Here is a 26072-nt window from a genome sequence, read left to right on the forward strand (position 1 = left end):
CTTTGCTCAACCCTCTGCTCAACCCTCTGCTCAGCTCTCTGCTTACCCAGACATCACCTCCCTGTGATGTCCCAAGTGGCGTGGGTCAGGGCATCAGCCCCGGCAGCCACAGCACCAGCGCCGGGAACAGCATGCACAGGATCAGACCCGCCAGCTGCAGGCCGACGAAGGGCAGAATCGAGCGATAGATGGTGCCGATGGACACCTGTCCGGCGGTGATGCCCTTGAGATAGAACAGCGCATAGCCGAAGGGTGGCGTCAGGAAACTCGTCTGCAGGTTGATGGCGACCAGAATCGCGAACCACACCAGCAGCCCCTGGCCGGAAAGCCCGAGCCCGAAGTCCAGCGCCTCGACCACCGGCGCCACCAGCGGCAGCACCACGAAGCTGATCTCGATCCACTCGAGGAAGAAGCCGAGCACGAAGATCAGGCCCATCAGCAGCAACAGCAGGCCATAGGGGCCAAGGCCGGTGCCGGTGATGACATCCTCGATCAGGTAGTCACCACCGAGGCGCTTGAAGACCACCGAGAAGCAGGTCGCGCCGATGACGACGAACAGGATCATCGCGCTGGTGCGCGAGGTATCGCGCAGCGTGTTGCGCAGGGTGGAGAAGGACAGCCCGCCCATCACCAGCGCCAGCAGCAGGCTGCCACCCGCGCCGATGGCCGCGGCCTCTGTGGGCGTGGCGATACCGGTCATGATCGACCCCAGCACCGCGACGATCAGCACCATCGGACCGAGCAGGTCACGCAGCAGTGCCAGCGGCAGCGGTGTCTTGTCGGTGCCGAGCAGCGACTGGTCCGGCAGCGGTGCCCAGTCCGGGCGCAGCTTGGCGGTGATCAGCAGATAGGCGACGTAGAGCGCGCCGAGCATCAGCCCCGGAATCAGCGCCGCCTTGAACAGCGCCCCCACCGAGATCTGCAGGATGGAGCCCATCAGCACCAGCATGATCGAGGGCGGAATCAGGATGCCCAGGGTGCCGGAGGCCGCGATGACCCCGCAGGCCATCTCGGCCTTGTAGCCCTGCCCCAGCATCACCGGCAGCGCCAGCAGGCCCAGCATGACCACCGAGGCACCGATGATGCCGGTACTGGCGGCCATCACCACGCCCAGCAATGCCACCGAGACGGCCAGACCGCCATGCACGCGACCGAACAGCCGCTGCAGTGTCATCAGCAGATTGCGCGCCACGCCGGAGCTTTCCAGCATCAGCCCCATGAACACGAACAGCGGAATCGCGATCAGCAGCCAGTTCTCGATCACGCCGCCGAAGATGCGCGAGCCGACGGTGCCGAGAAACGGCAGCGGGATGTCGCCGATGAAGGCGAACAGGATGCCCAGCCCGCCGAGCAGAAAGGCCACCGGGTAGCCGGAGAAGATACCGATCAGAAGTGCCACCACCATGGTGATGGGCAAGGCGTATTCAGCGAGCATTGTCATGGCTCCCGTCTGCATGATTCTGGGGTGCCGTGGCGTCGGTGGTCGCTTGCGCAGCATTCTGCTGATCCGCAAGGCCGGCCAGACTGGCAATCTCGTGGTCTTTCAGGCGCTCAGGGGTGCGCGCCGGGTCGAACAGGCAGGCCAGATTCTCGAAGATCTGCCCCAGCGCACCGAGGGCGAGGAACACAAGCCCCGTCGGCAGCATCGCCTTGATCAGGTAACGGTCCACCAGACCGCCATAGTTGGACTTCTCGCCGGACATGTAGGACATGGTGACGAAGTGCTTGGACAGCCAGGCGATCAGCAGACAGAAGGGAATCAGCATGATGATGTGGCCGAGGATATCGACCACGGCGCGTCCGCGCGGCGAGAGGCGCTGATAGAACAGGTCGACCCGCACATGCGTATCGCTGTGCAGGGCGTAGGTGCCACCGAAGAGCGTCAGCAGACCGAACAGGTGCCACTGCAACTCGGTGACGGAATTGATGGTGATCGCGGTGCCGAACAGCAGCACGTCGGGCGACCCCCAGTTGGCGATTTCATTGATGCCCAGGGCGTTGAGCGTGACGGTGGTGAGCACGGCCAGGATGATCGCCAGACCCAACCAGCTGGTCAGGCGACCCACCCACAGCCCCAGGCCGACCAGCGGTCGACCCAGGGCGTCACACACCGCCCCGCCCTGTGCCCGCCAGGGCGCAAGGCGGGGGTCGGTCATTGGGCGCTACCCTCGTCAGCGTTGTCTGCCTGCTTCATGGCCATCGGCTGCGGCATGGCCTGCAGCTCGTACCATTCGTCGATCAGTGCGGCGTGCTTCATCAGCGAATCGTAGGCCTTGGCGAAGTCAGGATTGGTCTGCTTCTCTTCGGCCAGCACTTCACCCCAGGCTTCCTGCAGCGCGGTCATCACCGGCTCCGGGAAACGCTTGACCTCGACACCCTTCTCCTCGAGCTCATGAATCGCACGCACCTGAGCCGGCGGCGCTTCGGCCATCGCCCACTGCAGGGTCGCGCGGCAGGCAGTCTGGAACTGCGCCTTGCGCTCATCGCTGTAGCTGTCCCACACCTGCTGGTTGATCAGCAGCGAGAACCAGCTGGCGCTCTGGTGCCAACCCGGGAAGTAGTAGTACTTGGCGACTTCATTGAAGCCCATCGCCTGATCGACCTGCGGCACCGAGAACTCGGTGGCATCGACACGGCCACGCTCCAGCGCGAGGTAGATCTCGCTGCCCGGCACCAGCTGAGTCGAGGCGCCCAGCTTGTTGAGCACCTTGGCGCCGAGGCCGGAGATACGCATCGACAGGCCCTTGAAGTCCTCCGGCGAGTTGATTTCCTTGTTGTACCAGCCGCCGGTTTCCTGCGGCGAGATGAAGCACGGCAGCACCTTCACGCCGTAGGGGTCGTAGGCGGCCTGCACAAGCTCGGTACCCTCACCGGCCCACATCCATGACATGAAGGCTTCCGGGCTCGGGCCGAACGGCAGTGCGCCGTAGAGGTTGGTGATCGGCACCGTGCCGGCCCAGTAGCCCATCCAGTCCCAACCGGCCTGGATGGCACCGGAAGACACGGAGTTGAAGACTTCGAAGGCCGGTACCAGGTCCCCCGGCTCGTGCACGCGCAGGCCGACTTCGCCGCCGGTCGCGCTCTTGAGTTCCTCTGACAGGCGCACGGCACCGGCACCGAGGAAGTTCTTGGTCGAGAAGGTACTGGCGACGTCGAGCTGTTTCGGCCCTTCCGCCTGGGCTGGCGCGGCGGCCATCAAGGTGGTGGTGGCCACGGCCGCCGCAATGGCAGCTCCGAGGCGCAGGCGGCGGGTCGGCGTCGATTGATACGGCGTGGCGTGTTGCGACATGGTGCGGCTCCCTGATTTGTTGTTGTGCTCGCTGGTCGTACGGCTTGTGGCTTGCTGGACATGAGCCACGTTGCAAGATGACGCTTACGTCAACTTACCCGATGACAACGCAAGCGGCTGACCACGCCACAACAACGTCAATGATTTCAGAGAGCTACGAGGGGAAGGCCCGCGCGAGCCGACTCACCGCACCCTGAGCGGCAGTATCGGCTCACGACAGCGTCCGGAAAGCCGGACACTCAGGCCGCCAAGGCTGCGACCAAGGTCGCGCGCTGTCATGAATTCTGTCTACGACTCCAGTCGAATATGCCGATAGAGGAATGCAGACCCCATGCGGCTATGCACGCCGCGGGCTGGCGAGAAACGCAAAGCGTCCGGAATTCCGGTCACTGACCGAGATTCCGGACGCTTTGGCCACTCGTTGGTGGCGGGGAGGTGAAATGCCGGTCGATCAGGGCGTTTCGGCCAATAGTCCATGCCGGTTGAGCTTTTCGTAGAGCGAGGACTTGGCGATGCCGAGCTGACGGGCGGCGCGGGTGCGATTGCCCTCGGCGGCGCGCAGCGCATCCTCGATCAACTGGCGCTCCGCCTGGGCCATTGCCTCACGCAGCGTGGCCGGCGAGGTGTGCAACTCCCGGGCGGTTGTGGACGACTCGGACGCTGAAGCGGGTGTGGACAAGTCGCTTTGATGGGTAGCGGCGTGCCGCGCATCGCCATGCCGCGCATCGCCATGCCGGGCACCGATGGCATCCGGCAGATCGGTCGGTTGGATATGACTGCCGCCCAGATAGAAGGCAGCTTCGAGCACGTTTTCCAGCTCGCGCACGTTGCCGGGCCAGTGGTGGGCGCACAGGCGCTCGAGGGCGGCTTCGGAGAGAATCGGCGGGCGGCGACCACTGCGTCGCGCCAGACGTGACAGCAGATGCGTGGCCAGGGTCGGCAGGTCGTCGCGGCGCTCGCGCAGTGGCGGCACCTTCAGGGGCACCACGTTGATGCGGTAGAAGAGGTCTTCGCGGAATTCGCCGCTCTCGACCAGCGCTTCCAGCGGGCGGTGAGTCGCGGCGATGACACGTACATCAACACTGACCAGACGGGTCGCGCCGACTGCCTCGACCTCGCGGTCCTGCAGCACGCGCAGCAGCTTGGCCTGCATCGCCAGCGGCATGTCGCCGACCTCATCGAGAAACAGCGTGCCGCCATCCGCGAGCTGGAACTTGCCGGGCTTGCCGCCACGCTTGGCGCCGGTGAAGGCGCCTTCTTCATAGCCGAACAGCTCCGCTTCCAGCAGCGCTTCGGGAATCGCTGCGCAGTTGAGCTTGATGAAGGGGCCCTTGGCGCGCGCCGAGCTGCGGTGCAGCGCATGGGCGTACAGCTCTTTGCCGGTGCCGGACTCGCCACGGATCAACACCGAGGCACCGCCGGGGGCGATCTTGCGCACCTTGCAGGCCAGCTCACGCATGGCGGGCGAATCGCCGATGATGTCACTCAGCTGCCAGCGCGCGCCGGTGGGGGTTTCCAGCGCCTGACGGTAATAGTCCACTTCCGCTTCCAGCGCCTGAACCTGAGCATTCACCTGCCGCCATTCCCAGGTGTCGTGATAGAGCACCGAACCGATGGCACCGATCAGCTCGCCATCGCGGAAGATGGGGTAACGATGGGCAATCATGTGGTGGCCACGAATCAACTGCAGCTGGGCAAGCTCGGCGCGCCCGCTCTCCAGCACCTCGTGCATGCGGGTGTTCTCGATCACCTCGCTGACATCGCGCCCCAGCACCTCGCTGGCCTCGACGCCGAGAAACTCGGCATAGGGCGCATTCAGAAACTGGATACCGCCCTGGGCATCCACCACCACGACCCACTCCTCCACCGCATCCATCGCGGCACGCAGCAACTCGCGGCGCGCCCGCTCCAGATGAATCGAGGTGGCAGGTAGATCATCGCGCAGCGGGGCAGCCATCTTCTCCCCGCCCGCCGCGCCTGACACAGGCATCTGCTGAGCCATCACCGCTCTCCCTTGGCGTGTCCGGTCATCGTAGGCAGCCGTATCCCTCTGCCACCACACCCGCCGGATCTGATTGTTATAGGCTGCGCCATCACGCAGCCGGCGTCCGGAAAACCGGACACCACCCACAGCATCGGCCTACCGCCGCCAAGGATCAACGTAGCCAGTGGTCGTAGAACTGCCCGAGGCCAGTGCCTCTGCTTTCTCATGCTCGTTTTATGGGTATGGACAGAGACGAGGGGACCAGAGATCCTGCCCAGGAAATGCAGCCCAGAAACAAGAAAACCCCGCTTTGGCGGGGTTTTCTTGATCACATCTGAAATTACTGAATATATTTATCCAGGGTGTTCAACAAGCGATCCTTGAACAAGAATATATCTTTAACATCTTTGATTTCTACTCTATCCGCCTCATCATCAAAGAACTCAACTCTTTTGATGCTTTTTCCGTTAAAGCGAAGGCGACAGATCGGCTTGCGGTTATTATCATCAAGTAAAATACCGCAATAACTCTTAGTATCACGCATAACAACACGCTCAATATCGACCTTATCGCACACCAAAGCTCGCACGATATTATAGGCGTCAATTTCCTCTTGCGTGGTTTCGATACCGTCTTCTGGCTCTGCCTCTTTTTCAGCAGGATCGCTTCTCATGACATCGCTAACTGACAGGTCACTTGAGTTAAGCGCTTTCTTGAGGCGAGTATCTACCTGTTCACGAATAAACTGTTGAATCGCATCATAAACGGTTGGCTTGAACTCACTCACGACACTTTGTGTCATACGTCCTTCGTAGACACGGGACACGATAAATTTCACAAAGTCTTCAGGCACATCTGTAATGAGAGAAGAAAACTCTTCTTGTATAAGCGAGATATACTTCAGCTGACTCGCAGAACCAAGGATATTATCAACCTCAAAATCACTCTTGCTGAATTTCTTCAATTCTTCTAAATCACGATCATTATGATCTAGCAGATCGAAACGGAAGAAAGGCTGATCGTCAAGCTTATTCCTGTCATCCAAGTCCGAGAAGAAGCGGTACTCCACACCATTTGTGAGTACGCCAAAACGTGCAGGAGTCACACTAAAATAACGATAAAGCTGAGTGAAGTGAGCTTGATCAAGGTTCATACCTAAAGGCTTACACTCGATCAAAACTGAGATCTCGCCATCTTTCATGATGGCATAATCTACTTTCTCACCCTTTTTCTTGCCTATGTCGGCGATATACTCGGGGATGACCTCGCGAGGATTAAAAACGTCATACCCCAATATCTGCAACATAGGCAGTATTAACGCAGTCTTTGTGGCTTCTTCCGTTGTAATGTGAGAACTTTCATCGCGTGCACGACGGACCAATGGCTGGAAACGTTCTATCAAGCTCATTTTTCTTCTTCCCTGTGTAAAAGCTAGCGCTTATATTTTTGCCTTAATAAGTATAACTGTCAAAGTTAATAACAAAAAACCCCGCCGAAGCGGGGTTTTGATGATTGCTTTAATGGTGCGTCGCGTTAATGCGCTTCTTCCCAGTTGTCGCCTTGCTCGACTTCGACAAGCAGCGGGACGTCGAGGGAGGCGGCGTTCTGCATGCGCTGCGCGACGTCTTTCATGAAGTCTTCGACCTGCGCTTCGGCGACTTCGAAGACGAGTTCATCGTGTACCTGCATGACCATCATGGCGTCGTATCTGTCGGCGCCATCGCTGCCCGCCAGCCAGGCGTCCACATCGATCATGGCGCGCTTGATGATGTCGGCGGCGCTGCCTTGCATCGGGGCGTTGATGGCGGTGCGCTCGGCGGCGCTGCGACGCGCGTGATTGCGTGAACCGATTTCCGGCAGGTAGAGACGGCGACCGAAGATGGTCTCGACGTAGCCCTGCTCGGCGGCGAGCTGACGCGTGTCTTCCATATAGGTGGCGACACCCGGATAACGCTCGAAGTAGCGCTCGATGTAGGTCTTGGCCTGGCCGGGTTCGATATCCAGCTGGCGCGAGAGGCCCCAGGCGGACATGCCGTAGATCAGCCCGAAGTTGATGGCCTTGGCGCTGCGGCGCTGGTCACTGCTGACACGCGATTCCTCGGTGCCGAAGACTTCAGCGGCGGTAGCGGCGTGCACGTCGCGGTTGTCGGCGAAGGCCGAGAGCAGGCCCTTGTCACCGGAGAGGTGCGCCATGATGCGCAGCTCGATCTGCGAGTAATCCGCCGCGACGATGCGATAGCCGGGGCGCGCGATGAAGGCCTGACGGATGCGTCGGCCCTCGTCGCTGCGCACCGGGATGTTCTGCAGGTTCGGATCAGACGACGACAGACGCCCCGTGGCGGTGACGGCCTGATGGTAGCTGGTGTGCAGGCGACGCGTGGTCGGGTTGACCAGCTGCGGCAGCTTGTCGGTGTAGGTGCTCTTGAGCTTGGTCATGCCGCGATGGCGCATGATCAGCTTGGGCAGCGGGTAGTCCAGCGCCAGCTCCTCAAGCACCGCTTCGGCGGTGGACGGCGCGCCCTTGGGCGTCTTCTTCTTGACCGGCAGCTTCTGCTCCTCGAAGAGGATCTCGCCCAGCTGCTTGGGCGAAGAGAGGTTGAACTCGCGGCCCGCCAGCTCAAAGGCCTGCTTCTCGATGTCGTGGATCTGCTCGGTCAGCTCGCGGGTCTGGACGTGCAGGCGCTCGGGGTCGATCGCGACCCCATTGCGCTCGATGCGCGCCAGCACCGGAATCAGCGGATACTCGAACTGACGCAGCACTTCATCCAGACGCCCCAGCTTCTCGATGCGCGGCATCAGCAACGCGGCAAGACGCAGGGTGATGTCGACATCCTCGCAGGCATACGGCATCGCCTCTTCCAGCGCGATCTGATCAAACGTCAGCTGCTTGGCGCCCTTGCCGGCGATGTCGGTGAAGCTGATGGTGCTCTCGCCCAGATACTTGAGCGCCAGCGAGTCCATGTCGTGACGGGTCGCGGTGGAATTGAGCACGTAGGACATCAGCATGGTGTCGGCCAGCGGGCCGGCCACCGCGATGTCATAGCGCGCCAGCACCTCGATGTCGTACTTGAGGTTCTGGCCGATCTTGGTGATGGCGGTATCGGCCAGAATCGGCGTCAGCGCTTCCAGCACGGCCTGGCGCTCCAGCTGCGCGGGGGCATCCAGATAGCTGTGAGCGACGGGAATGTAGACGGCCTCGCCGACTTCCAGCGCCATGCCGATACCGACGATCTCGGCTTCCATGTAGTTGAGGCTGGTGGTCTCGAGATCGAAGCACAGCGAGGTGGCGTTGCGCACGCGCTCGAGCCACTCGTCCAGCTCGGCCTGCTCGGTGATGGCGCGGTAGTTGCGCTCCTCACGCGGCGGCAGCGCATCGGGCATCTCGTCGCCCTCTTCCGCCGCTTCCAGATCAGGCGTTGGCGCAGCGGCGGTCTTGCCCTTGCCTGAGTCCTTGTCAGCGACCGGCGCGATGCTGTCACCGAACAGGTCACTGCCGGCGACTCCGCTGTCCTTCTCGTCGGCATGCGGCGTGGCCGCCATGTCGCCGCCTTCCAGCAGCTCCTTCAGCCAGGCGCGGAATTCCATCTCCCGGTAGAGCTCGACCAGCGCGGCGGTGTCCGGCGCGGCGATCGCGAGGTCATCCAGGCCATATTCCAGCTCGCAGTCCAGCTTGATGGTGGCGAGACGGTAGGAGAGATAGGCATCTTCGCGATGCGCTTCCATCTTCTTGGCCAGGGTCTTGGCGCCGCGGAAGCTGAGCGTCTTGATGCGATCGAGATCGCCGTAGATGGTGTCGAGGCCGCCTTCCATGCCCTGCAGCAGGCCCAGCGCGGTCTTCTCGCCTACACCCGGCACGCCGGGAATGTTGTCGACCTTGTCGCCCATCAGCGCGAGGAAGTCGATGATCAGGCTCGGCGGAATGCCGAACTTCTCGGTGACGCCGTCCACGTCCAGCGTCTCGTTCTTCATGGTGTTGACCAGGGTGATGTGCTCGTTCACCAGCTGGGCCATGTCCTTGTCGCCGGTGGAGATGACGGCGTCACGCCCGGCTTCGGTCGCCATGCGCGCCAGGGTGCCGATGACGTCATCGGCCTCGACGCCTTCCACGCACAGCAGGGGCAGGCCAAGGGCGCGCACGCAGGCATGCAGCGGCTCGACCTGCAGGCGCAGGTCATCCGGCATCGGCGGGCGCTGGGCCTTGTACTCCGGGTACATGTCGTCGCGGAAGGTCTTGCCCTTGGCATCGAAGACCACCGCCATGGGGCTGTCCGGGTACTGGCGAATCAGGCTCTTGAGCATGTTGATCACGCCCTTCACCGCGCCGGTGGGCAGGCCCTTGGAGGTGGTCAGCGGCGGCAGAGCATGAAAGGCACGATAGAGATAGGAAGATCCATCGACGAGAACGATCGGCGTGGCGGCCATGAGCAGTCGCATCCGTAGGCTGAAGGGTGAGCTTGGGGCAAGCAGAGTCGGGGCCGAAAACCTCTCGGCAGCTATGGCTGTCATGATACGCAAGGGCTGCGGCGAGGCACAGTCGCCACCCTCGGCGCGTGTGTCTTCTGCGCCCGGCATTGATGGCGGGAAGTCGTGCACACTGCCGGCAAGGGACGTAAACTGCGCCCATCAGGCAAGGTTTCAGGCCAGCGCCGATTCGCTTGTCTTCTGCACGGGTACGCACCGGGTGCTTGCTCGCAGGCACCCTGCCTGCAGGCCCCTTGCTCACAGAATTTTCGCACGCGGAACCTGATACAGGCTGCGCTTGTGTAAAGGAGGATTGTCATGCGCTCGACTGCTTCCATTGCTCCGCATTCCCTGCTGCGCCTGCCCACGCTGCTGGCCACCGGGCTGCTGCTGGCCGTCACCGCCCTGAGTGCGCCGCTGGCCGTCGCCGAGAGCGAGGCCCCCAAGCCGCAGATCACCAGCCGTCAGCAGGATGACCGCCAGCTGCGCGAATACCGCGTCAATGGCCATCTGTATGCCATCGAGATCATCCCCAAGGGCGGCGCGCCCTTCTTCCTGCTCGACAGTGACGGCAACGGCAACTTCATCAAGTCCAGCGTCACCAGTGCCAGCCAGCTCAAGGTACCCGGCTGGGCACTGAAAAAGTGATAAGCTCGGCATCTGGTTCACGCGACAGCTGAACCAGCAGCGACAGGCGTCACGCCCGCGGCACACCTCTTGCCCCCGGGCGTGGCGGCATCCTTCCTGCATACCTACAACAACTCCTGTCAGCGCATTGCCGCCGTTTCGCTCCGGCGGCGCGCCACTGGCGGGGCGGACACATTTCGGCGAGAAGAGTCACCCATGGCAGTCTTTACCCCCCTGAGCGACGCTCAGGTCGCAGAATTTCTGGCAGAGTACGACGCAGGCACGCTGACATCGCTTGAGGATGTCGCGCACGGCACCGAGAACTCGACCTTCTTCGTCACCACCGATCGCCGCGAGATGGTGCTGACCCTGTTCGAGCAGGGCGAGCACGCGGAACTGCCCTTCTTCGTCGAGCTGCTCGACTTCCTCGCCAGCCACAAGCTGCCGGTACCGGGCCCGCTGCACGACCGCGACGGCCAGGCGCTCAAGGTGCTGGCAGGCAAGCCGGCGCTGCTGTTCCCGCGTATGCCGGGCAACTGGCCGGTCTCGCCCAACGTGGCCCAGTGCCGCGAGATCGGCGCGGCGCTGGGGCGCATGCATGCCGTCTCGCAGCACTTCACCGGCCAGCGCCCCAACACCCGTGACCTGCACTGGATCAAGCCGATGCACCACAAGGTGCTGGCGTATCTGAGCCCGGAAGACCAGGCGCTGATGGCCGACGAGATCGATGTCTGCGAAGACGTCTTCAGCGGTGTCGAGCTGCCGCAGGGCGCGCTGCACGGTGACCTGTTCCGCGACAACACCCTGTTCGACGGCGACCGCCTCGGCGGCATCATCGACTTCTACAACGGCTGCACCGGCGACCTGATCTTCGATCTGTCGATTCTGGTCAATGACTGGTGCTCCAATGACGATGGCCGTCTGGACCAGGCGCGTTACGACGCCCTGCTCAGCGCCTATCTCACCGAGCGTCCGATGAACGCCGACGAACGCCGCCTGTGGCCGAGCATGCTGCGCATGACTGCGCTGCGCTATTGGCTGTCACGCCTGCTGGTGGTCTACGTGGACCCGCCCGCCCACAGCCTGACGCCGAAGGACCCGGCACAGTACCGCCAGCTGCTGGGTCGGCGCATCGAGGAAGGCGCTCTGCCGCTGCCCGAGGCCACGCAACCGGCCTGATCGGCACCTTCCGTACTGACCGAGTCGTCAAAGCAATTGCCTGCTGGCCCCCAGCAGGCATAATGCGCCCTCTGAGCGCCCGCATTCCTGCGGGCGTCATTGTCTTCTCCGACGCTGCCCACACCTGTTGAGCACCGCCGGGCTTGCCTTCACGCCGTCCATCTCCGGAGACCGCGATGACCTCCTTTGCAGCCGAAGCACGCCGCACCTACAACATCGACCAGTGGGGCAGCGGCTATTTCGATGTGGGCCAGGATGGCCTGACACTGGTGCGCCCGCATGGCGAGCCGGGCACGCCTGCGCTGCCGCTGATCTCGCTGATCGACAAGGCGCGCGCCCAGGGCCTGCGCCTGCCGCTGCTGGTTCGCTTCGCCGATATCCTGCATGACCGCGTCGAGCAGCTGTGCGCCGCCTTCGATGCCGCCATCAGCTCGCGCGGCTATGGCGCCAGCTACACCGCCGTCTACCCGATCAAGGTCAATCAGCAGCGTCGCGTGGTCGAGGAACTGCTGGCGACCAGCGAGCGCTCACGCGGACGTGTCGGGCTGGAAGCCGGCAGCAAGCCGGAACTGCTCGCCGTGCTGGCGCTGTCGGACAGCGGCCCGTCGGTGATCGTCTGCAATGGCTACAAGGACCGCGAATACGTGCGTCTGGCGCTGATGGGCGAGAAACTCGGCCACCGCGTGCACCTGGTGGTCGAGAAGGCCAGCGAGCTGGAACTGGTGCTGGAAGAGGCCAAGCGCCTGGGCGTGCGGCCGCGCATCGGCCTGCGTGCGCGCCTGGCCACCATCGGCAAGGGCAACTGGCAGAACACCGGCGGCGAGAAGTCCAAGTTCGGCCTGACCGCCAGCCAGATCGTGGCGCTGGTCGAGCGTCTGCGTGAGGTGGATGCGCTGGATTGCCTCAAGCTGGTCCACTTCCATCTTGGCTCCCAGATCGCGGACATCAGCGATATCCAGCGCGGTCTGGCCGAGTGCGCGCGCTTCTATCAGGGCCTGCACGAAGCTGGCGCCGGCGTGGAAATCGTCGATGTCGGCGGCGGCCTCGGCGTGGACTACGAAGGCACGCGCTCGGAAAGCGCCTGCTCGCTCAACTACTCGATGCGCGAATACGCCGACTACGTGGTCGGCGCCTTCCACGCCGTCTGTGATGCCCATGACTTGCCGCATCCGCACATCATCTCCGAATCCGGCCGCGCCCTGACCGCCCATCATGCGGTGCTGGTGACGGACGTGATCGGCGAGGAGCGCGTGAACCTGCCGCTGCCCGCACGCCGCGAGGACGATGCCCAGATCGCCGCGCTGTGGGCGCAGGCTGCACGACTGGAAGGTCAGCTCGAGCCGCGTGAGCTGGTGGAAATCTACCACGCCGTGGTGCACGCCCAGCATCAGGTTCAGGAGCGCTTCGTGATGGGACTGGCGAGCATCGCCATCCGCGCCGAGGCCGAAGCCATCTACACCAACGTGTGTCGCAGCCTGGCCGGGCGTCTCGATGCGCGCCAGCGTTCGCACCGCGCGGTCCTCGATGAGCTCAACGAGAAGCTGGCCGACAAGCTGTTCGTCAACTTCTCGCTGTTCCAGTCGCTGCCGGACATCTGGGGCATCGAGCAGATCTTCCCGATCCTGCCGCTGACCGGTCTCGATCGCGCGCCGACACGACGTGGCGTGATTCAGGACATCACCTGCGACAGCGATGGCCGCATCGACACCTATGTGGATGACCAGGGCCTGGACGCCACCCTGCCGCTGCCGGAATGGCATGCCGATGAAGAGAAGCTGCTCGGCTTCTTCATGGTCGGCGCCTATCAGGAAATCCTCGGCGACCTGCACAACCTGTTCGGCGATACCGATTCCGTGGATGCCAGCCTCGACGATGATGGCCAGTGGCAGCTTTCCCATGCGATTCAGGGTGATAGCGTGGCGCAGGTGCTGCGTTACGTGAACTTCGACCCGGAGCAGCTGGCCGCACGCCTCGCGCGTCAGCTCAAGTCATCCAATCTGAATGCGCTGGAACAGGCAGACCTGCTCGAAGACCTGAAGGCCGGTCTCGACGGCTATACCTACCTGGAGAGCTGAAACGCTGCCGAGGCTCGGGCCCTGGCTCAATGAACCGGGCTCGCTCGGAACAGCTTCAAAAGCTAAAGCCCAGACAGCAAAAGCCCCTGCCGGTGACCCGGCAGGGGCTTTTCTGTTTCAGAACTCGCTCAGGGCTGTTTTCAACTCGCTCAGGGCTGCTGTCTACTCGCTCAGGGCTGGCTCAGGGCTGCTGCCTACTCGCTCAGGGCTGGCTCAGCCCCAGACGTCATGCCACGCCGCGCGTGCGTGTCTCGATGCGCAACAGCTCACCGCTGCCATCCGGGGCGTCCAGCGCCAGTGCCAGCGCCTGATCCGGATCCAGCTCGCCGACGCCTTCCGGCGTGCCGGTCAGCACCACATCGCCGGGCAGCAGGGTGAAGCTGTGGCTGATCTCACTGAGCAGACGCGCGACGGGGAACAGCATCAGGCTGGTATCCGCCTGCTGGCGCTGCTCGCCGTCGATGGCGAAGCGATAGTGCAGCGCCTGGAAATCCACGCTGTGCAGCTCGCCATCGGCATCGCGCCAACGCGACCCTTCCAGCGCCACGAAGGAAGACAACGGACAGCTGCCATCGAAGGCCTTGGCCAGCTCCCACGGCTGGCCCTTGGCCTTGAGCTTGCTCTGGCGCTCACGCAGGGTCAGATCCAGTGCCAGGCCCATGCCGGCCAGTGCTTCCAGCGCCTCTGCTTCGCTGGCTTCACACAGCGGCTTGCCGATCAGCAGCGCCAGCTCGGCCTCATAATGGTACTGGCCACGACGCCGCGAGATCGCCAATGGCTTGTCCATCGGCGTCACGCTGGTGGCGGGCTTGATGAACAGCAGCGGCTCGCTGGGCACTTCATTGCCGAGCTCCGCGGCGTGGGCTGCGTAATTGCGGCCGACACAGACCACCTTGCCGAGGTCATGAGCGAAGACGCGACCATCGCTGAAACGCGGGGTGAAACGCTGAGCAAGCGGCATGCAGAACTCCTGTCGGGGCGTGATGGAGGATCAATGAAAGACGATCAATGAGAGATATCACAATGATACGTCGCCCCGACAGCCTGCCACTACCACACCAACGTCCGAGATTTCGCCGCCTGAGCGCAACCCGGCGTTGTGCAGTTCAGTCCACTTCGGTCTTCAAAGCTCAGCTTTCAAACCTGGTCTTCCACTTCAGTCTTCAAGCTCGGTCTTCAACTTCAGTTTTCAAGCTCAGTCTTTAACTTCAGTCTTCAAGTTCGTCCCAGCCACCATCGAGACGGTGTGCGAGAAATTCCGGGCGCGGACGCGCGGCGGCAAAGGGTGCCTGCATCGCGTTGTCGACACGGTTGTAGACGAAGAAGGCGTTGCTGCGCGGGTCCGGCGACATGTTGGCGTTGGAGCCATGCAGCGTATTGCAGTCGAACATCAACAGGCCGCCGGCGGCACCGGTCGGTGCTTCGATACCACGCTCGGCGATCAGCTCGCTCAGTGCTTCGCGCGAGGGCACACCGACCTTCTGGGTCTGCAGGGATGACTTGTGGTTGTCATCCGGCGTCTCGCCCAGGCAGTGCACGAAGACTTCATGCGAGCCGGGGATCAGCATCAGCGGGCCATTGAAGTGGTGATTGTCGGTCAGGATGATCGAGGCGCTGACCGCGCGCATCTCCGGCATGCCATCCTCGGCGTGCCAGGTCTCGAAGTCCGAGTGCCAGTTGAAGCCCTTGCCCTCGAAGCCCGGCTTGTAGTTGATGCGCGACTGGTGGAGATAGACATCGCCCCCCAGGATCTGGCGCGCGCGATCGACCAGGCGCGGGTCTTCTGCCAGTTGGCGGAAGCGCTCGGACAGGAAGTGCACGGCGAAGATGGAACGAATCTCGCGGCTCTTGGGCTCGGTGATGGTGAAATCACGCCCCTGCCACTCTTCGTTGTCGAGCAGCGCTGCCAGCTCGGCCTTCAGCGCCTCGACTTCCTCCGGCGCCAGGAATTCCGGCTCGAACAGGAAGCCGTCACTCTTGAAACGCTTGAGTTGCTCGGCGCCCAGCGGCCCCTCATCGGCACGCGAGTGCACGATGGGCTCGCGGCGTTTCTGCCACAGGTGCTCCGGTGGCTGGCTCAGGCGCGTCGGATAGGCGTCTCGCGAGTGATCGGACCCTCGGTCGCTGCCTGATTGATCCCGATAGGCTTCTGGTGCCTGATTGCGGTCGGCATTGGTCTGACGGGCGCCCAGCTGCTGGTTGGAGGCTTCTGCAGCGGCGCTGACGTTGCCACCATCGGTCTGCTCATGTTGGCGTTGCTTGGATGAAAGAGCAGAAGTGGCGTTGTACGAGGTCATATGGCGTGAAGCTGTCATCATGCTCTCCTTAAGGCATCAATGTCTTGCATTGAGGAAAGTGGAATCTGGCGTTCTATCCCGCGGCTTGCCCGCACTGTCCCACCTATGGGCCATGCAACAGACTTCAACCCCGAGATTCATGAAATAAGCATAGAGTTCTGATCCTCAAGATCGTTAAAAGACCATCCAATCTCACACCACTCCCGCCATCACCCTTCTCATGAAAACATGAGGCTGCCTGTGCCTCGCGGATGACAAATTCCTTCAGTCATCCCCTCTCGCCAGTCCCGACTCATCCTGTTGCCACGAACTCTCATCTTCCGTGAGACAACCGGCTTAATCAGCGCCTCATCACTGGCACGACGCCCGTGGTATTCCCCCTCACTTCGCCTCGCCATTTGCAAAACGCATCGCACGCAACATTGCGCATTAATGCGTAAGTGTCTGTGAAATATTGTGAAATTGTTTGGCACGTTTCGTGCCCCTTAGAAAACACGGCAGAACAACTGATAGAGACATATCAGAGAAAAAATAACGGCGCAGGATCATGCGTCACACCAGGGGAACTTCCAGCATGTTTAAGCCACGGATATGCATGGCCGCTTGCATGGCCACAGTGCTGGGGGGCTGCGCCGCTGTCGAACCGAAATTCGACAATGTCGAACCGGTCGTAGGGCCACCAGTCACCTCAAACAATACGCCATATAGCGAATGCCTCGTATCACTCAGTCGAATTCAGGGTGCCACCAACCTGCCTGTGATTGCAGTGGGTCAGGTGACGGACAAGACCGGTCAACGCAGTTACTCCACCGTAACAGAGAGCGCTGCCGTGACCCAGGGCGTATCCGAGATGCTGATAAGTGCCCTCTACAAGACTCGCAAGGTACATCTTACCGAGCGTCTCGATGTGCGAGTCCCGCTGGCAGAGCAGCAGCTTTTCGAGAATAAGGCAATGGCCTACTCGCCGCGCAAACTGGCAGTTCTCCCTTCGCATTTCGTGGTTCTCGGTGCTCTTACAGAGCTCAATTACAACATTTCAAGCGGCGGCACTCGCCTGTTCGTCAGCGGAATCGGGGCCGGACTTCGTACTGCAGTCATCAACGTCGGCCTGGACCTGCGCATGGTTGATATCCGCACCTTCCGCACCGTTTATGTCACCAGCCTGCAGAAGCAGGTGGTGGGTTACGAAGTCGAAGCCGGTATCTACCGCTTCTTCGGCAATCAGTTGGTCGAGTTTGACTCCGGCGCAGTGCGCAATGAACCACTGCAGCTGGGCGTGAGATCAGTCGTGGAGATGGGCGCGTATCAGCTTCTGACTGAAGGCCTGGGGCTTCCTGTACCTGCGGGACAGGAATGCGAGCTTCACCCGGGACAGCATGTTGCAGACGACGATAGCAACACGCAGCAAGTGGCCGCAGCCAATACCAGCAGCAATGCAGCAAGTGGCAATGAATCAAATGATGCAGTCGCAACACCATTGCAAGCAACACCCGCATCAGAAGTACCGGCAGCATCCAGCGCAGCACAATAAGTCAACATTCATGAGGAACATGACAATGACTACCTATAATAAGCTCGCAGTCGCCATCGGTCTCGTAAGTGGTGTGATGATGGCAAGTCAGGCGCAAGCCTTCGACAATGTCCATTGGAAATGGCATGGCCACGTTGACACGCACATCAAGGTGGGAGCCCATATCGATCCGACGATCGACGATCCGGGCGGCCTGGTGATGGTGGAAAACTTCCAGAAGCAGATCGGGGATGTCAGCTCTTCAGCCGTCGTCAGTGACATCAGTTACGGCTCTGGCCCTGGTGAAACCACCACCGAAGTCGGGATTGGCGTGGGCGCAGCCGCAGGAGCAGCCGCAGGTGCAGGGGCCAGCTCGTATGGCGGCTGGTTTGGCTCTGGTGCAAATGCCAATGCCGGTGCCATCGCAGGCGCAGGCGCAGGGGCCATTGGCTATATCAATACCACCACCACCGACCCCGTCGTGAATGCTGATATCACACGCCTGGAAAGCCTGGAAAATGCGGCGACCTCAGTCGGCAACAATGCCTCCATCGAGAGCGATGCCATGGTCAATCTGCATAACGAGCAATTCCTGGCAGGGGGCTATTTCCAGAAAGCGAACATCGACTCAGTGGCCACTGTCGAGAACATTCTCAATCTGAGCGTGGACAACGCTGCCACCTCAGTGGGCAACAACCTGTCGGTCACCCAGGACACAACTGGTCTTGATACCGCCCTGATTGCCGACAATACCCAGATGAGCTTCGCCAATGTGACCTCCTCGGCCTCAGTCAGCGACATCACGCTCGGCTTGCCGCCAGTGGGCAGCTTCGAGGGCCCGGTCATCAACAATGCTGCGACCTCAGTGGGCAACAACGTCTCCATCAATGTCGGCCCGCAATAATCCAGCGACAGCCTGATCAACACACGCGGGGCAACCCGCGTGTGTTTCAGCATCTGCCAACACCAGATTCTTCACGCATCAGACACTGCATCTTTCACAGATCGAAAGGAGCAAGACATGAATGCTTTTACACGTATCAGCCTGGGAATCGTCAGCGCGGGATGCCTGCTGGCCACGACTGCCAGCGCCAACTCACTGATGGGCCCCTTCCCCTACGACTTTCCAGCACGTAGCGCAGAAACCGCCCTGATTCTCTACGAGAGCAAGAAGGCCGGCAGCCTGGGGGAAGGGTCCGATACCAATATCGGGGAATATACCCTCAATACCGGCAGCAGCACCTCGATCGGCAACTGGCAACAGATCGAACAGACGCTGAGTGATGGTTCCACCGGCACCATCGACAGCACTGCGGATCAGTCCGCGGATGGCAGCTCTCAGACGTCGTCGACTGACTTCACCATTACCCACAACAACGAAGATGAGGAGGAAGACGCCCAGTGATGCACTGCTCGGGACAGTTATCAGTGGGAAGACAGACCGTCAGATACCAGAACTCACCCTTTCAGCGTGAGTAGAGAGTTGGTCAGCCAGGCAAGCGTCGAGACTGAGAAGTCTGCCACTCAGGGGGAGCGGAAAAAACGCACTAAAAGCCGCCATGATCATCTCGCACAAGTCATTAACCTCTATATGGGTACTCGATAAACCCCGAAGACGAACACTCAACGCTGGAGAATCCAGACTCTCCGGTGAGGCTGTCACCAGAAGCAGCCCGACAATTATTCTTTCGCAGCCCGCTCGCACGAAGCGCAGGCAATGCAGAAAGACCAGCAGCAAGGGAACAACACTCATGACCGCACTGAAAGCTCATCAGGCTGCATCATCGGCTACTGCATTGAATCTGGCTGACGATATCTCCACTACCTCGCGGGTAAGGGAACTACCGGTAAAGCGACCTCGCGGTTTTGGGGAGTTTATCGGAGACTCATCGGCCATGCAGACGCTCTATCGCACTCTCATCCAGGTCGCCCACTCGGACGCTCCCATCTTCATCACCGGCGAAAGCGGCAGCGGCAAGGAATTGTGTGCCACTGCCATTCACCGCCATAGCCCGGTACGTGACGGCCCGTTCATCGCCGTCAATTGTGCCGCCATTCCGGCAGAGCTGCTGGAGTCGCAATTGTTCGGACATGTGCGCGGGGCTTTCACGGGGGCCGTGAGCGCCCAGCAGGGGCTCGCCGTGGCGGCAGATGGAGGGACGCTGTTTCTCGATGAGATCGCGGAGCTGCCGCTGCCCTTGCAGAGCAAGCTGCTGCGCTTCCTGCAGACGGGGCAGGTAATGCCGGTGGGTGCCACGCGCACGGTAGAGGTCAATTGCCGCATCGTGTGCGCCACGCATCAGAACCCGCGGGTACTGGTCGATACTCACCGCTTCCGGGAAGACCTATTCTATCGTCTGCACGTCATCCCGCTGAAGGTGCCGCCGCTGCGCGAGCGCGGTCAGGATATCCTGGAGATCGCCACCGGGCTGTTGGGGCGCATGGCAGGCCACGAAGGCAAGCGCTTCACACGACTCAGTGCATGCGCCGAGCGTCAGCTGCTGGCCCATGACTGGCCCGGCAACGTGCGAGAGCTGGAAAACACGCTGCGGCGCGCCATCATCCTCAATGATGGTGAGGTGCTGACGGCCGACATGCTGGACCTGCCCTCCAGCACGGCGCATCGCCCGTCGGTCAGCCACAACGCGTCGGAGGACAGCGAGACCACGTTGCGCCCGTTGTGGATGGTCGAACGCGAGGCGATCGAGAGCGTCATCAGCGCCTGTGATGGCAGTATCCCCCGCGCTGCGGCGATACTGGAGATCGCGCCCTCCACCATCTATCGCAAGCGCCTGAGCTGGCTGGCGATGCACCCGGACGAGCCCACCTCGCATTGAGAGGAGCGCTGGCCTGCGGTATACCAAGCCCCCGTCCAGACCTTTACTCCAGACGCAAAAAAGCCACCCCGAAGGGTGGCTTTTCTGTTGGCTGCCGAATTCATCCTGCGACTTCATCAACTAGCCAGAATTGGCTGGGGTACCAGGACTCGAACCTGGGAATGCCGATACCAAAAACCGGTGCCTTACCACTTGGCTATACCCCAATTTGGTGGCCAGAGACGGAATCGAACCGCCGACACGGGGATTTTCAATCCCCTGCTCTACCAACTGAGCTATCTGGCCAACCTGAAGACACAAAAAAAGCCGCCAAGGCGACCTCTATATCGTGTGTTCTTCGCTCATCTACAGAAGCCTGAAGATGGTGCCGGCTAAAGGAGTCGAACCCTCGACCTACTGATTACAAGTCAGTTGCTCTACCAACTGAGCTAAGCCGGCACAAAGAACTCATGATATGAGTCTTCTTACTACGTTACTGCATGTCAGCTGGCTGGGGTACCAGGACTCGAACCTGGGAATGCCGATACCAAAAACCGGTGCCTTACCACTTGGCTATACCCCAACACTTGGTGGCCAGAGACGGAATCGAACCGCCGACACGGGGATTTTCAATCCCCTGCTCTACCAACTGAGCTATCTGGCCCTTGCCAACGAGGACGTATTAAATAGAAAACCTTTCCCGACGTCAACCCTTGCTTATCAAGAATTTGGCGTCGTAATTCGCCTTCCGCCGTCCTCGCCGTCCACTCAGACTTCGTAGCCCTGTCCGCCCTGCGATTCACCCTTGGCGGCGGCATCCGTCGGCACGAAACCTTCGGCCTGATCCGTCTCCTGGTTGTTGAAGAAGCGATCCATCTGCTCCATCAGATAGCGACGGCTGTCGGCATCCATCATGTTGAGGTGCTTCTCGTTGATCAGACGCGTCTGCAGCGCCTGCCACTCTTCCCATGCCTGCTTCGAGACGTTGGACCAGATATCCTGGCCCTTCTCGCCCGGCAGCGGCGGAAAATCGAGACCCGGCAGGTCCTGGTCATACTTGCGGCAATGTACGGTGCGCATGGGTAACTCCGTAAGAGAACTGGATGTCAGTGTGGATGAGCGCCGAGCCTTCGCCAGACGCCCTTACTGTTGCCTCATTCTCGCACGCTTGAGCCGCTTTGCCCCAGACGTACGGCCGATGCCGACAAGGCCTCACAGGCCAAACAGATCATCCGTGCAGCGCGCCAGCAGCGCCTTGACCGGCGCCGGCAGGCCCACGGCGTCCGGCGCGGCAGGGTCGACGAAGCGGCGGTCGGCGGCTGACTCGTTGACGCTCCCGCCCGCTTGAGCTGGCGCAAGCCCTGCCTCCCCCAGCAGTACCGGCTGTGGCGTGATGGTCAGCCGGAAGTGGCTGAAGACATGCTCGAAACTCGCCAGTGGCGCCTCCAGATGGGCGCCGCGGGCTTCGCGGGCGACCCATTCCCGCGCGGCCTCGCGGTTCTCGACCAGTGGCGGCGCCCACAGGCCGCCCCAGATGCCCGTCGGCGGACGGCGTTCCAGCAGGATCTTCCCCGCCGCATCACTGACCAGCAACATCAACGTCTGACGCGTCGGAATGGTCTTCTTGGGCTTGCTCTCGGGGAAGCGCTTCTCTTCGCCACGCGCATGCGCCACGCAGACTTCCTCGAAGGGGCAACGCGCGCAATCCGGCTTGCTGCCGCGCGTGCACAGGGTGGCCCCGAGATCCATCATCGCCTGGGTCCAGTCCGCCAGCCGCACCTGCGGCGTGTAGCGCTCCGCCAGCGTCCACAGCTTGCGCTCCACCGCCGGGCGTCCCGGCCAGCCTTCCACGGCATGCAGGCGAGCCAGCACGCGCTTGACGTTGCCATCGAGAATCGGCGCCCGCTGTCCGGTGCTGATGCTGATGATCGCCCCGGCGGTCGAACGCCCGATACCCGGCAAGGCCGACAGTGCCTCGACACTCTCGACCGGGAAGGCGCCGTCGTGCTCATTCACGACCTGCTGAGCGGCCTTGTGCAGGTTGCGCGCCCGGGCGTAGTAGCCAAGGCCCGTCCACAGGTGCAGCACGTCATCGATGTCCGCCGCCGCCAGCGCCGCGACATCCGGGAAGCGCTCCATGAAGCGGGCGTAGTACGGCAGCACCGTCGCGACCTGGGTCTGCTGGAGCATGATCTCCGAGACCCACACGCGATACGGCGTGGTGTTCTCCTGCCAGGGCAGATGCTTGCGGCCATGCTCATCGAACCAGTCGAACACGCGCGCCTGAAACGCCTCGGGGCTCAGGGCGATGTCTTCGAAGCCGTGCGTGGCGTGGCTCTCGGGAGCTGTCACGTCTGGCGTGGCAGCAATGTCAGGTCGCGCCATCAAAACTTCCTCTGCTCGCGCCATGGTCGACGCCATGGCCTGGACTCAAACGGCAGCACGCCAGCCCCGAGGAGCTGGCGTGCCGGTCTTGCTGCAAAGAGAGCGCGTGATCAGTTGAACAGCCCCTGAATCGCACCCTTCAGCTTGTCGCTGGCGCCTTCGCCCAGCTTGTCGTCGATCTTCTTGCGGGTATCTTCGTCGAGCTTCTCATCCAGCTTCTCGCTGACCTTCTCGCCCGCCTTGCGCTTGGCTTCATCCTTGGCCAGTTCCGCTGCGGCACTCTGGAAGCCCTTCTGATCGAAGCCACACCACTCGCCCGGCTCACCGCTCAGGTTGCCCTGACACTGCACCGGGAAGCGCAGCTTGATCAGACGCGGATTGACCTCACAGGCCGCGTCATCCGCGCCCTCGATGAAGCGCGCCGCCACGTTGTAGTCGAAGGCCTCGGTCGGCAGGTTGAGCTGGCCCTTGCCATCCAGCGCGATGCCCGGGATCGCCAGGGCGAGATCCTGATTGCTGATCACGCCATTGGTGACCGTGAAGCTGCCCTGCGCGCGCTCCAGCGGCGTATTGGCCTTCCACTCGCGTGAGGAGGTCTTGCCACTCAGCGTCGCCACGGCAGTGCACATCTCCCTGGAGATATTGACGTCGAGCACCTCGCCATTGCGAATCTCGAAGTTGCCCTTGCCGTTCAGATTGCGCTTGATGCTGTCGATCTGATTGGTGCTGGTGGTGTAGTCACCATTGAGCGTCAGGCGACCGCGCAGGATGTCCTTCTGCTCCGGCGCCAGCGCCTTGAGGAACGGCGCGATATCCAGATTGGTCAGCTTCTCGCCGAAGCTCATGCTCAGCGGTGTCTTGCGGCTGTCGATGCGCGCATTGGCCGCCAGCGAGCCGCCATAGAGGCTGGCCGTCAGGCTATCGAGCTGCTGCACACCCGGCTGACCGGACAGCTTGGCGGTCACCTTGCTCATCTCGAGCCCCGAGGCGATCAGCGTGCCGATATCCAGCTGCCCCTGAAGCCCCAGCGTCTTGAGCAGTGCCACCGGCAGCAGCTCCGCATCGCCATCGGCCGCATAGACCGGCGCGATCACGCCCGCCGTGAGCGCTTCCCCCAGGCTTGCCGTCTTCTCGTCCGCGCCCGCCGGTGCCAGGTGGTCATCGAGATTGAGCGCGTCGACATCCAGATCGAAGGTGATCTGCGAGGCATCGAAGGACGAGCCGAGACGCCCATTGATGGTGGTGTCATCCAGCGCCATCACCAGGTTGGTCAGCTGCACCTGCGACATGTCGCCCTTGAACGGGCTGGAGAAGGCCAGCGAGGTCAGCGCGCTGCTCTTGGCGGTCTGCGGCGCCTCCATGCCGACACGCGTCATCCACGCCTTGGGCGACAGCGGTGCCAGCTTGAACTGGCCGCTATAGCTGAGCGCATCGCCGGTGATGTCCTTGGCCTTGAGCGCCCCGCTGAGGCGCAAGTCACTGCCGGAGGTCAGCAGCAGGTTCTCGAGATTCGCCGTGCCCGCCGCCAGGTCCGCTTCGGCGCCGAAGGTGGCTTTCAGCGGCAGGGCCTTGTCACCCAGCGCGGCCTGATGGAGCGTCGCGTCCAGCTCGGCACCATCGGCCAGATACAGCTGCTTGTCGGTGTCCAGCGTCAGGGTATCGATATCCAGCGCCACGCTCTGGTCCTTGTCACCCAGCGACGGCATGCGCGTGGTGGTATCCAGGCTCACGCCGGTCAGCACATGACGGCCGCCCTGCAGGTCCAGCGCCACCTTGCCATCGAGGCTGACGGTGCTCTGAAGCTCCGGCTCACGCCCATCGGCCACGAACGACAGCTCGACCGGGAAGGCCTTGTCGGGGCTGACGTTGGAGGACGTCAACGCCACGTCGTTGAGCGTCATGTCGAGCCCGCTGGCCGCGTCCTGATAGGCGATCTGACCATTGGTGACCTGCACCGAGGCGATATCGAGATTGACCGCCATGCTGCCGGCGCCATTCTGCACCGACGGGGTCGTGTCATCCGCCAGCGCCACACCGGCGCTCTTGGCCGGCGGCAGCGCTTCATCCGCCGCGCCACTGTCGGCGGCCGTCGCCGCATGCTCGAGCAGGCTTTCCCAGTTGCCACGCCCCTGTGCATCACGCTCGAGCGCCAGCTTGAGGCCGTCGAGGAAGACGCCTTCGACTTCGACTTCACCGCTCAGCAGTGGCGTGAAGGACACGCCGACTTCCGCGCGGGTAAAGGAGGCAAACGGTGACTGGTCACGCTCCTGCTCCGGCAGCCAGGCTTCGGCGTCCTCGACGCTGACGCCGAGACGCGGATAGAAGGACCAGTCCAGCGGGCCGTTCAGGGCCAGTTCCAGCCCCGCCTGGTCCTTGACCGCCTTGACCAGTCGCGGCTTGAGATCATTCGGATCGAGGAAGGTGGTGACATAGATCACCCCTGCCACGACCACCAACGCCAGTACTCCGACGATGGCCAGCAAGGCTCTGAACAGTGCTTTCATCTGCGTCCTCCCTTTGACACGATGAGAATTGCTACGGTGCCCTCACTCCAGAGGGCAGCACATGGAATGGCGCTGGGGACTCGTGGCATCAGGCGATGCCCTTTCTCCCGCTCATCATCTAGCTCGAGCGCTGCGCGCCATCCTTCCGCACAGCGAGACAGCCTCAAGACAGAAATGATGATGACACAGCCGGTGGACAGGTCGCGTTGACGTCAGTTCCGCATCCGGCAACGACCGGGTTCACTCCTGCGCCAGCACGAAGCCGTCGCGGGCGGGGTCTCGCACATAGCCCAGACGTGATACCAGCAGCTCGTCGGCCAGGGTCAATCCCTGACTCGGCACGACCAGCAGACGCTGGGCACTGGCCGCTTCCAGCGACAGCAGCGCCATCAGACGCGTACCGACACCGCGTCGACGCGTGCTCTTGCGCACGCAGCAATGGCTGATCTTCCAGGCATCGCCTTCATCCTCGCAGAGTAGCGCGCCGATATGACGATCGTTGAAGAAGGCGCTGCAGAAGCGGTGTCCCGCGGCGAGATTGGCCTGAATGAAGTCATCCGGGGCGAGCGGGAGACGCTCACTGGGGGCTTCGTGATAGATACGCGACAGATCGATACGGACTTGCTCATCGGTTTGCCAGCGTGCGTGATCGATCATCTGAAGAGTGACCGGCATGGTGAGATCCTCGCCCGCGATATGAATGCCCGCCATTGTAGCGGATGCCATTGTCCTTTCTCTATAATGACGGGTCGGGCAGGCACAAAGACGACGCGCCTGCCGCCGATCAAGCGCCCCGCCGACGGCTCTCTGCCGTCGTCAATGCCCTGATCACGATTTCGATTGCGACATCACATGACAATAACCACATGATGCGCACTTCCCGGCCGGACTGGACACACGCCTCTCATACCAAAGGCCCCAGACTGCGCCCAGACCCCATCGGCC

General features: G+C 62.0%; 19 protein-coding genes and 5 tRNA genes. 7 read left to right on the forward strand and 17 right to left on the reverse strand.

The features are described 5' to 3' along the window. Positions 1 to 85: 85 nt before the first annotated feature. The 6 genes from ACJJV2_RS15965 to polA form a co-directional block, all read right to left on the reverse strand. The gene (locus tag ACJJV2_RS15965) at positions 86 to 1435 is read right to left on the reverse strand and encodes a TRAP transporter large permease subunit (RefSeq protein WP_054555227.1); all 1350 of its coding nucleotides are present in this window, start codon (positions 1433 to 1435) and stop codon (positions 86 to 88) included. Next, positions 1425 to 2156 (reverse strand): TRAP transporter small permease subunit, encoded by a 732-nt coding sequence (locus ACJJV2_RS15970; protein ID WP_082388172.1) that lies wholly within the window; start codon positions 2154 to 2156, stop codon positions 1425 to 1427. The genes ACJJV2_RS15965 and ACJJV2_RS15970 overlap by 11 nt, the downstream gene beginning before the upstream one ends. Then, positions 2153 to 3289, reverse strand: coding sequence for a TRAP transporter substrate-binding protein (locus ACJJV2_RS15975; protein ID WP_082388171.1), 1137 nt, complete (start codon positions 3287 to 3289; stop codon positions 2153 to 2155). Before ACJJV2_RS15975 ends, ACJJV2_RS15970 begins: the two co-directional genes overlap by 4 nt. Before the next feature lie 451 nt (positions 3290 to 3740). Then, complete coding sequence (locus ACJJV2_RS15980) at positions 3741 to 5291, reverse strand: sigma-54 interaction domain-containing protein (RefSeq protein WP_405282177.1); 1551 nt, start codon at positions 5289 to 5291, stop codon at positions 3741 to 3743. Positions 5292 to 5613: 322 nt separating this feature from the next. Continuing rightward, positions 5614 to 6681 carry a type I restriction endonuclease gene (locus tag ACJJV2_RS15985; protein WP_303570525.1) on the reverse strand — a complete coding sequence of 356 codons (1068 nt, stop codon included), beginning with the start codon at positions 6679 to 6681 and terminating at the stop codon, positions 5614 to 5616. Between the two features lie 125 nt (positions 6682 to 6806). After that, positions 6807 to 9695, reverse strand: a complete 2889-nt coding sequence (gene polA / locus ACJJV2_RS15990; protein ID WP_405282179.1) for a DNA polymerase I — start codon at positions 9693 to 9695, stop codon at positions 6807 to 6809. A 357-nt stretch (positions 9696 to 10052) separates the two neighbouring features. Here polA and ACJJV2_RS15995 point away from each other — a divergent pair, with 357 nt between their 5' ends. From ACJJV2_RS15995 to speA, 3 genes are all read left to right on the forward strand, one after another. Further along, positions 10053 to 10382 (forward strand): DUF2782 domain-containing protein, encoded by a 330-nt coding sequence (locus ACJJV2_RS15995; RefSeq protein ID WP_082388170.1) that lies wholly within the window; start codon positions 10053 to 10055, stop codon positions 10380 to 10382. 195 nt (positions 10383 to 10577) lie between these two features. Then, positions 10578 to 11540 carry a homoserine kinase gene (locus ACJJV2_RS16000; protein ID WP_405282182.1) on the forward strand — a complete coding sequence of 321 codons (963 nt, stop codon included), beginning with the start codon at positions 10578 to 10580 and terminating at the stop codon, positions 11538 to 11540. 176 nt (positions 11541 to 11716) lie between these two features. Next, on the forward strand, positions 11717 to 13615 hold the full coding sequence (gene speA, locus ACJJV2_RS16005) for a biosynthetic arginine decarboxylase (protein ID WP_284892494.1): 1899 nt from the start codon (positions 11717 to 11719) through the stop codon (positions 13613 to 13615). 226 nt (positions 13616 to 13841) lie between these two features. Here speA and ACJJV2_RS16010 read toward each other — a convergent pair whose 3' ends face one another. Then, positions 13842 to 14576 carry a fumarylacetoacetate hydrolase family protein gene (locus ACJJV2_RS16010; protein WP_405282184.1) on the reverse strand — a complete coding sequence of 245 codons (735 nt, stop codon included), beginning with the start codon at positions 14574 to 14576 and terminating at the stop codon, positions 13842 to 13844. A gap of 247 nt (positions 14577 to 14823) precedes the next feature. Then, positions 14824 to 15930, reverse strand: a complete 1107-nt coding sequence (thpD, locus tag ACJJV2_RS16015; protein ID WP_405282185.1) for an ectoine hydroxylase — start codon at positions 15928 to 15930, stop codon at positions 14824 to 14826. A 589-nt stretch (positions 15931 to 16519) separates the two neighbouring features. Here thpD and ACJJV2_RS16020 point away from each other — a divergent pair. The 4 genes from ACJJV2_RS16020 (at position 16520) to ACJJV2_RS16035 (ending at position 20259) form a co-directional block, all read left to right on the forward strand. Further along, positions 16520 to 17443, forward strand: coding sequence for a CsgG/HfaB family protein (locus ACJJV2_RS16020; RefSeq protein ID WP_405282187.1), 924 nt, complete (start codon positions 16520 to 16522; stop codon positions 17441 to 17443). A 19-nt stretch (positions 17444 to 17462) separates the two neighbouring features. Continuing rightward, entirely contained in the window at positions 17463 to 18326 is an 864-nt protein-coding gene (locus tag ACJJV2_RS16025) for a hypothetical protein (protein ID WP_405282189.1), read from the forward strand. Positions 18327 to 18443: 117 nt separating this feature from the next. Further along, entirely contained in the window at positions 18444 to 18827 is a 384-nt protein-coding gene (locus ACJJV2_RS16030) for a hypothetical protein (protein WP_405282190.1), read from the forward strand. A gap of 346 nt (positions 18828 to 19173) precedes the next feature. Then, complete coding sequence (locus tag ACJJV2_RS16035) at positions 19174 to 20259, forward strand: sigma-54 interaction domain-containing protein (protein WP_405282192.1); 1086 nt, start codon at positions 19174 to 19176, stop codon at positions 20257 to 20259. Between the two features lie 131 nt (positions 20260 to 20390). Here the strand turns inward: ACJJV2_RS16035 and ACJJV2_RS16040 are convergent. The 9 genes from ACJJV2_RS16040 to ACJJV2_RS16080 form a co-directional block, all read right to left on the reverse strand. Beyond that, positions 20391 to 20465, reverse strand: a tRNA-Gln gene (locus ACJJV2_RS16040). Positions 20466 to 20468: 3 nt separating this feature from the next. Further along, a tRNA-Phe gene (locus ACJJV2_RS16045) sits at positions 20469 to 20544 on the reverse strand. A gap of 77 nt (positions 20545 to 20621) precedes the next feature. Further along, positions 20622 to 20697, reverse strand: a tRNA-Thr gene (locus ACJJV2_RS16050). Positions 20698 to 20746: 49 nt separating this feature from the next. Further along, positions 20747 to 20821, reverse strand: a tRNA-Gln gene (locus ACJJV2_RS16055). Positions 20822 to 20826: 5 nt separating this feature from the next. Beyond that, positions 20827 to 20902: transfer RNA gene (locus ACJJV2_RS16060), tRNA-Phe, on the reverse strand. Positions 20903 to 21006: 104 nt separating this feature from the next. Further along, positions 21007 to 21318 carry an oxidative damage protection protein gene (locus tag ACJJV2_RS16065; RefSeq protein WP_052384882.1) on the reverse strand — a complete coding sequence of 104 codons (312 nt, stop codon included), beginning with the start codon at positions 21316 to 21318 and terminating at the stop codon, positions 21007 to 21009. Between the two features lie 132 nt (positions 21319 to 21450). After that, positions 21451 to 22623, reverse strand: coding sequence for an A/G-specific adenine glycosylase (mutY, locus tag ACJJV2_RS16070; protein ID WP_405282194.1), 1173 nt, complete (start codon positions 22621 to 22623; stop codon positions 21451 to 21453). A gap of 110 nt (positions 22624 to 22733) precedes the next feature. Continuing rightward, entirely contained in the window at positions 22734 to 25127 is a 2394-nt protein-coding gene (locus ACJJV2_RS16075; protein ID WP_405282196.1) for an AsmA family protein, read from the reverse strand. A 240-nt stretch (positions 25128 to 25367) separates the two neighbouring features. Next, on the reverse strand, positions 25368 to 25853 hold the full coding sequence (locus ACJJV2_RS16080) for an acetyl-CoA sensor PanZ family protein (RefSeq protein WP_225347481.1): 486 nt from the start codon (positions 25851 to 25853) through the stop codon (positions 25368 to 25370). Positions 25854 to 26072: the final 219 nt, after the last annotated feature.

Source organism: Cobetia sp. Ld8 (assembly GCF_045066615.1).
Classification (GTDB): domain Bacteria; phylum Pseudomonadota; class Gammaproteobacteria; order Pseudomonadales; family Halomonadaceae; genus Cobetia; species Cobetia amphilecti.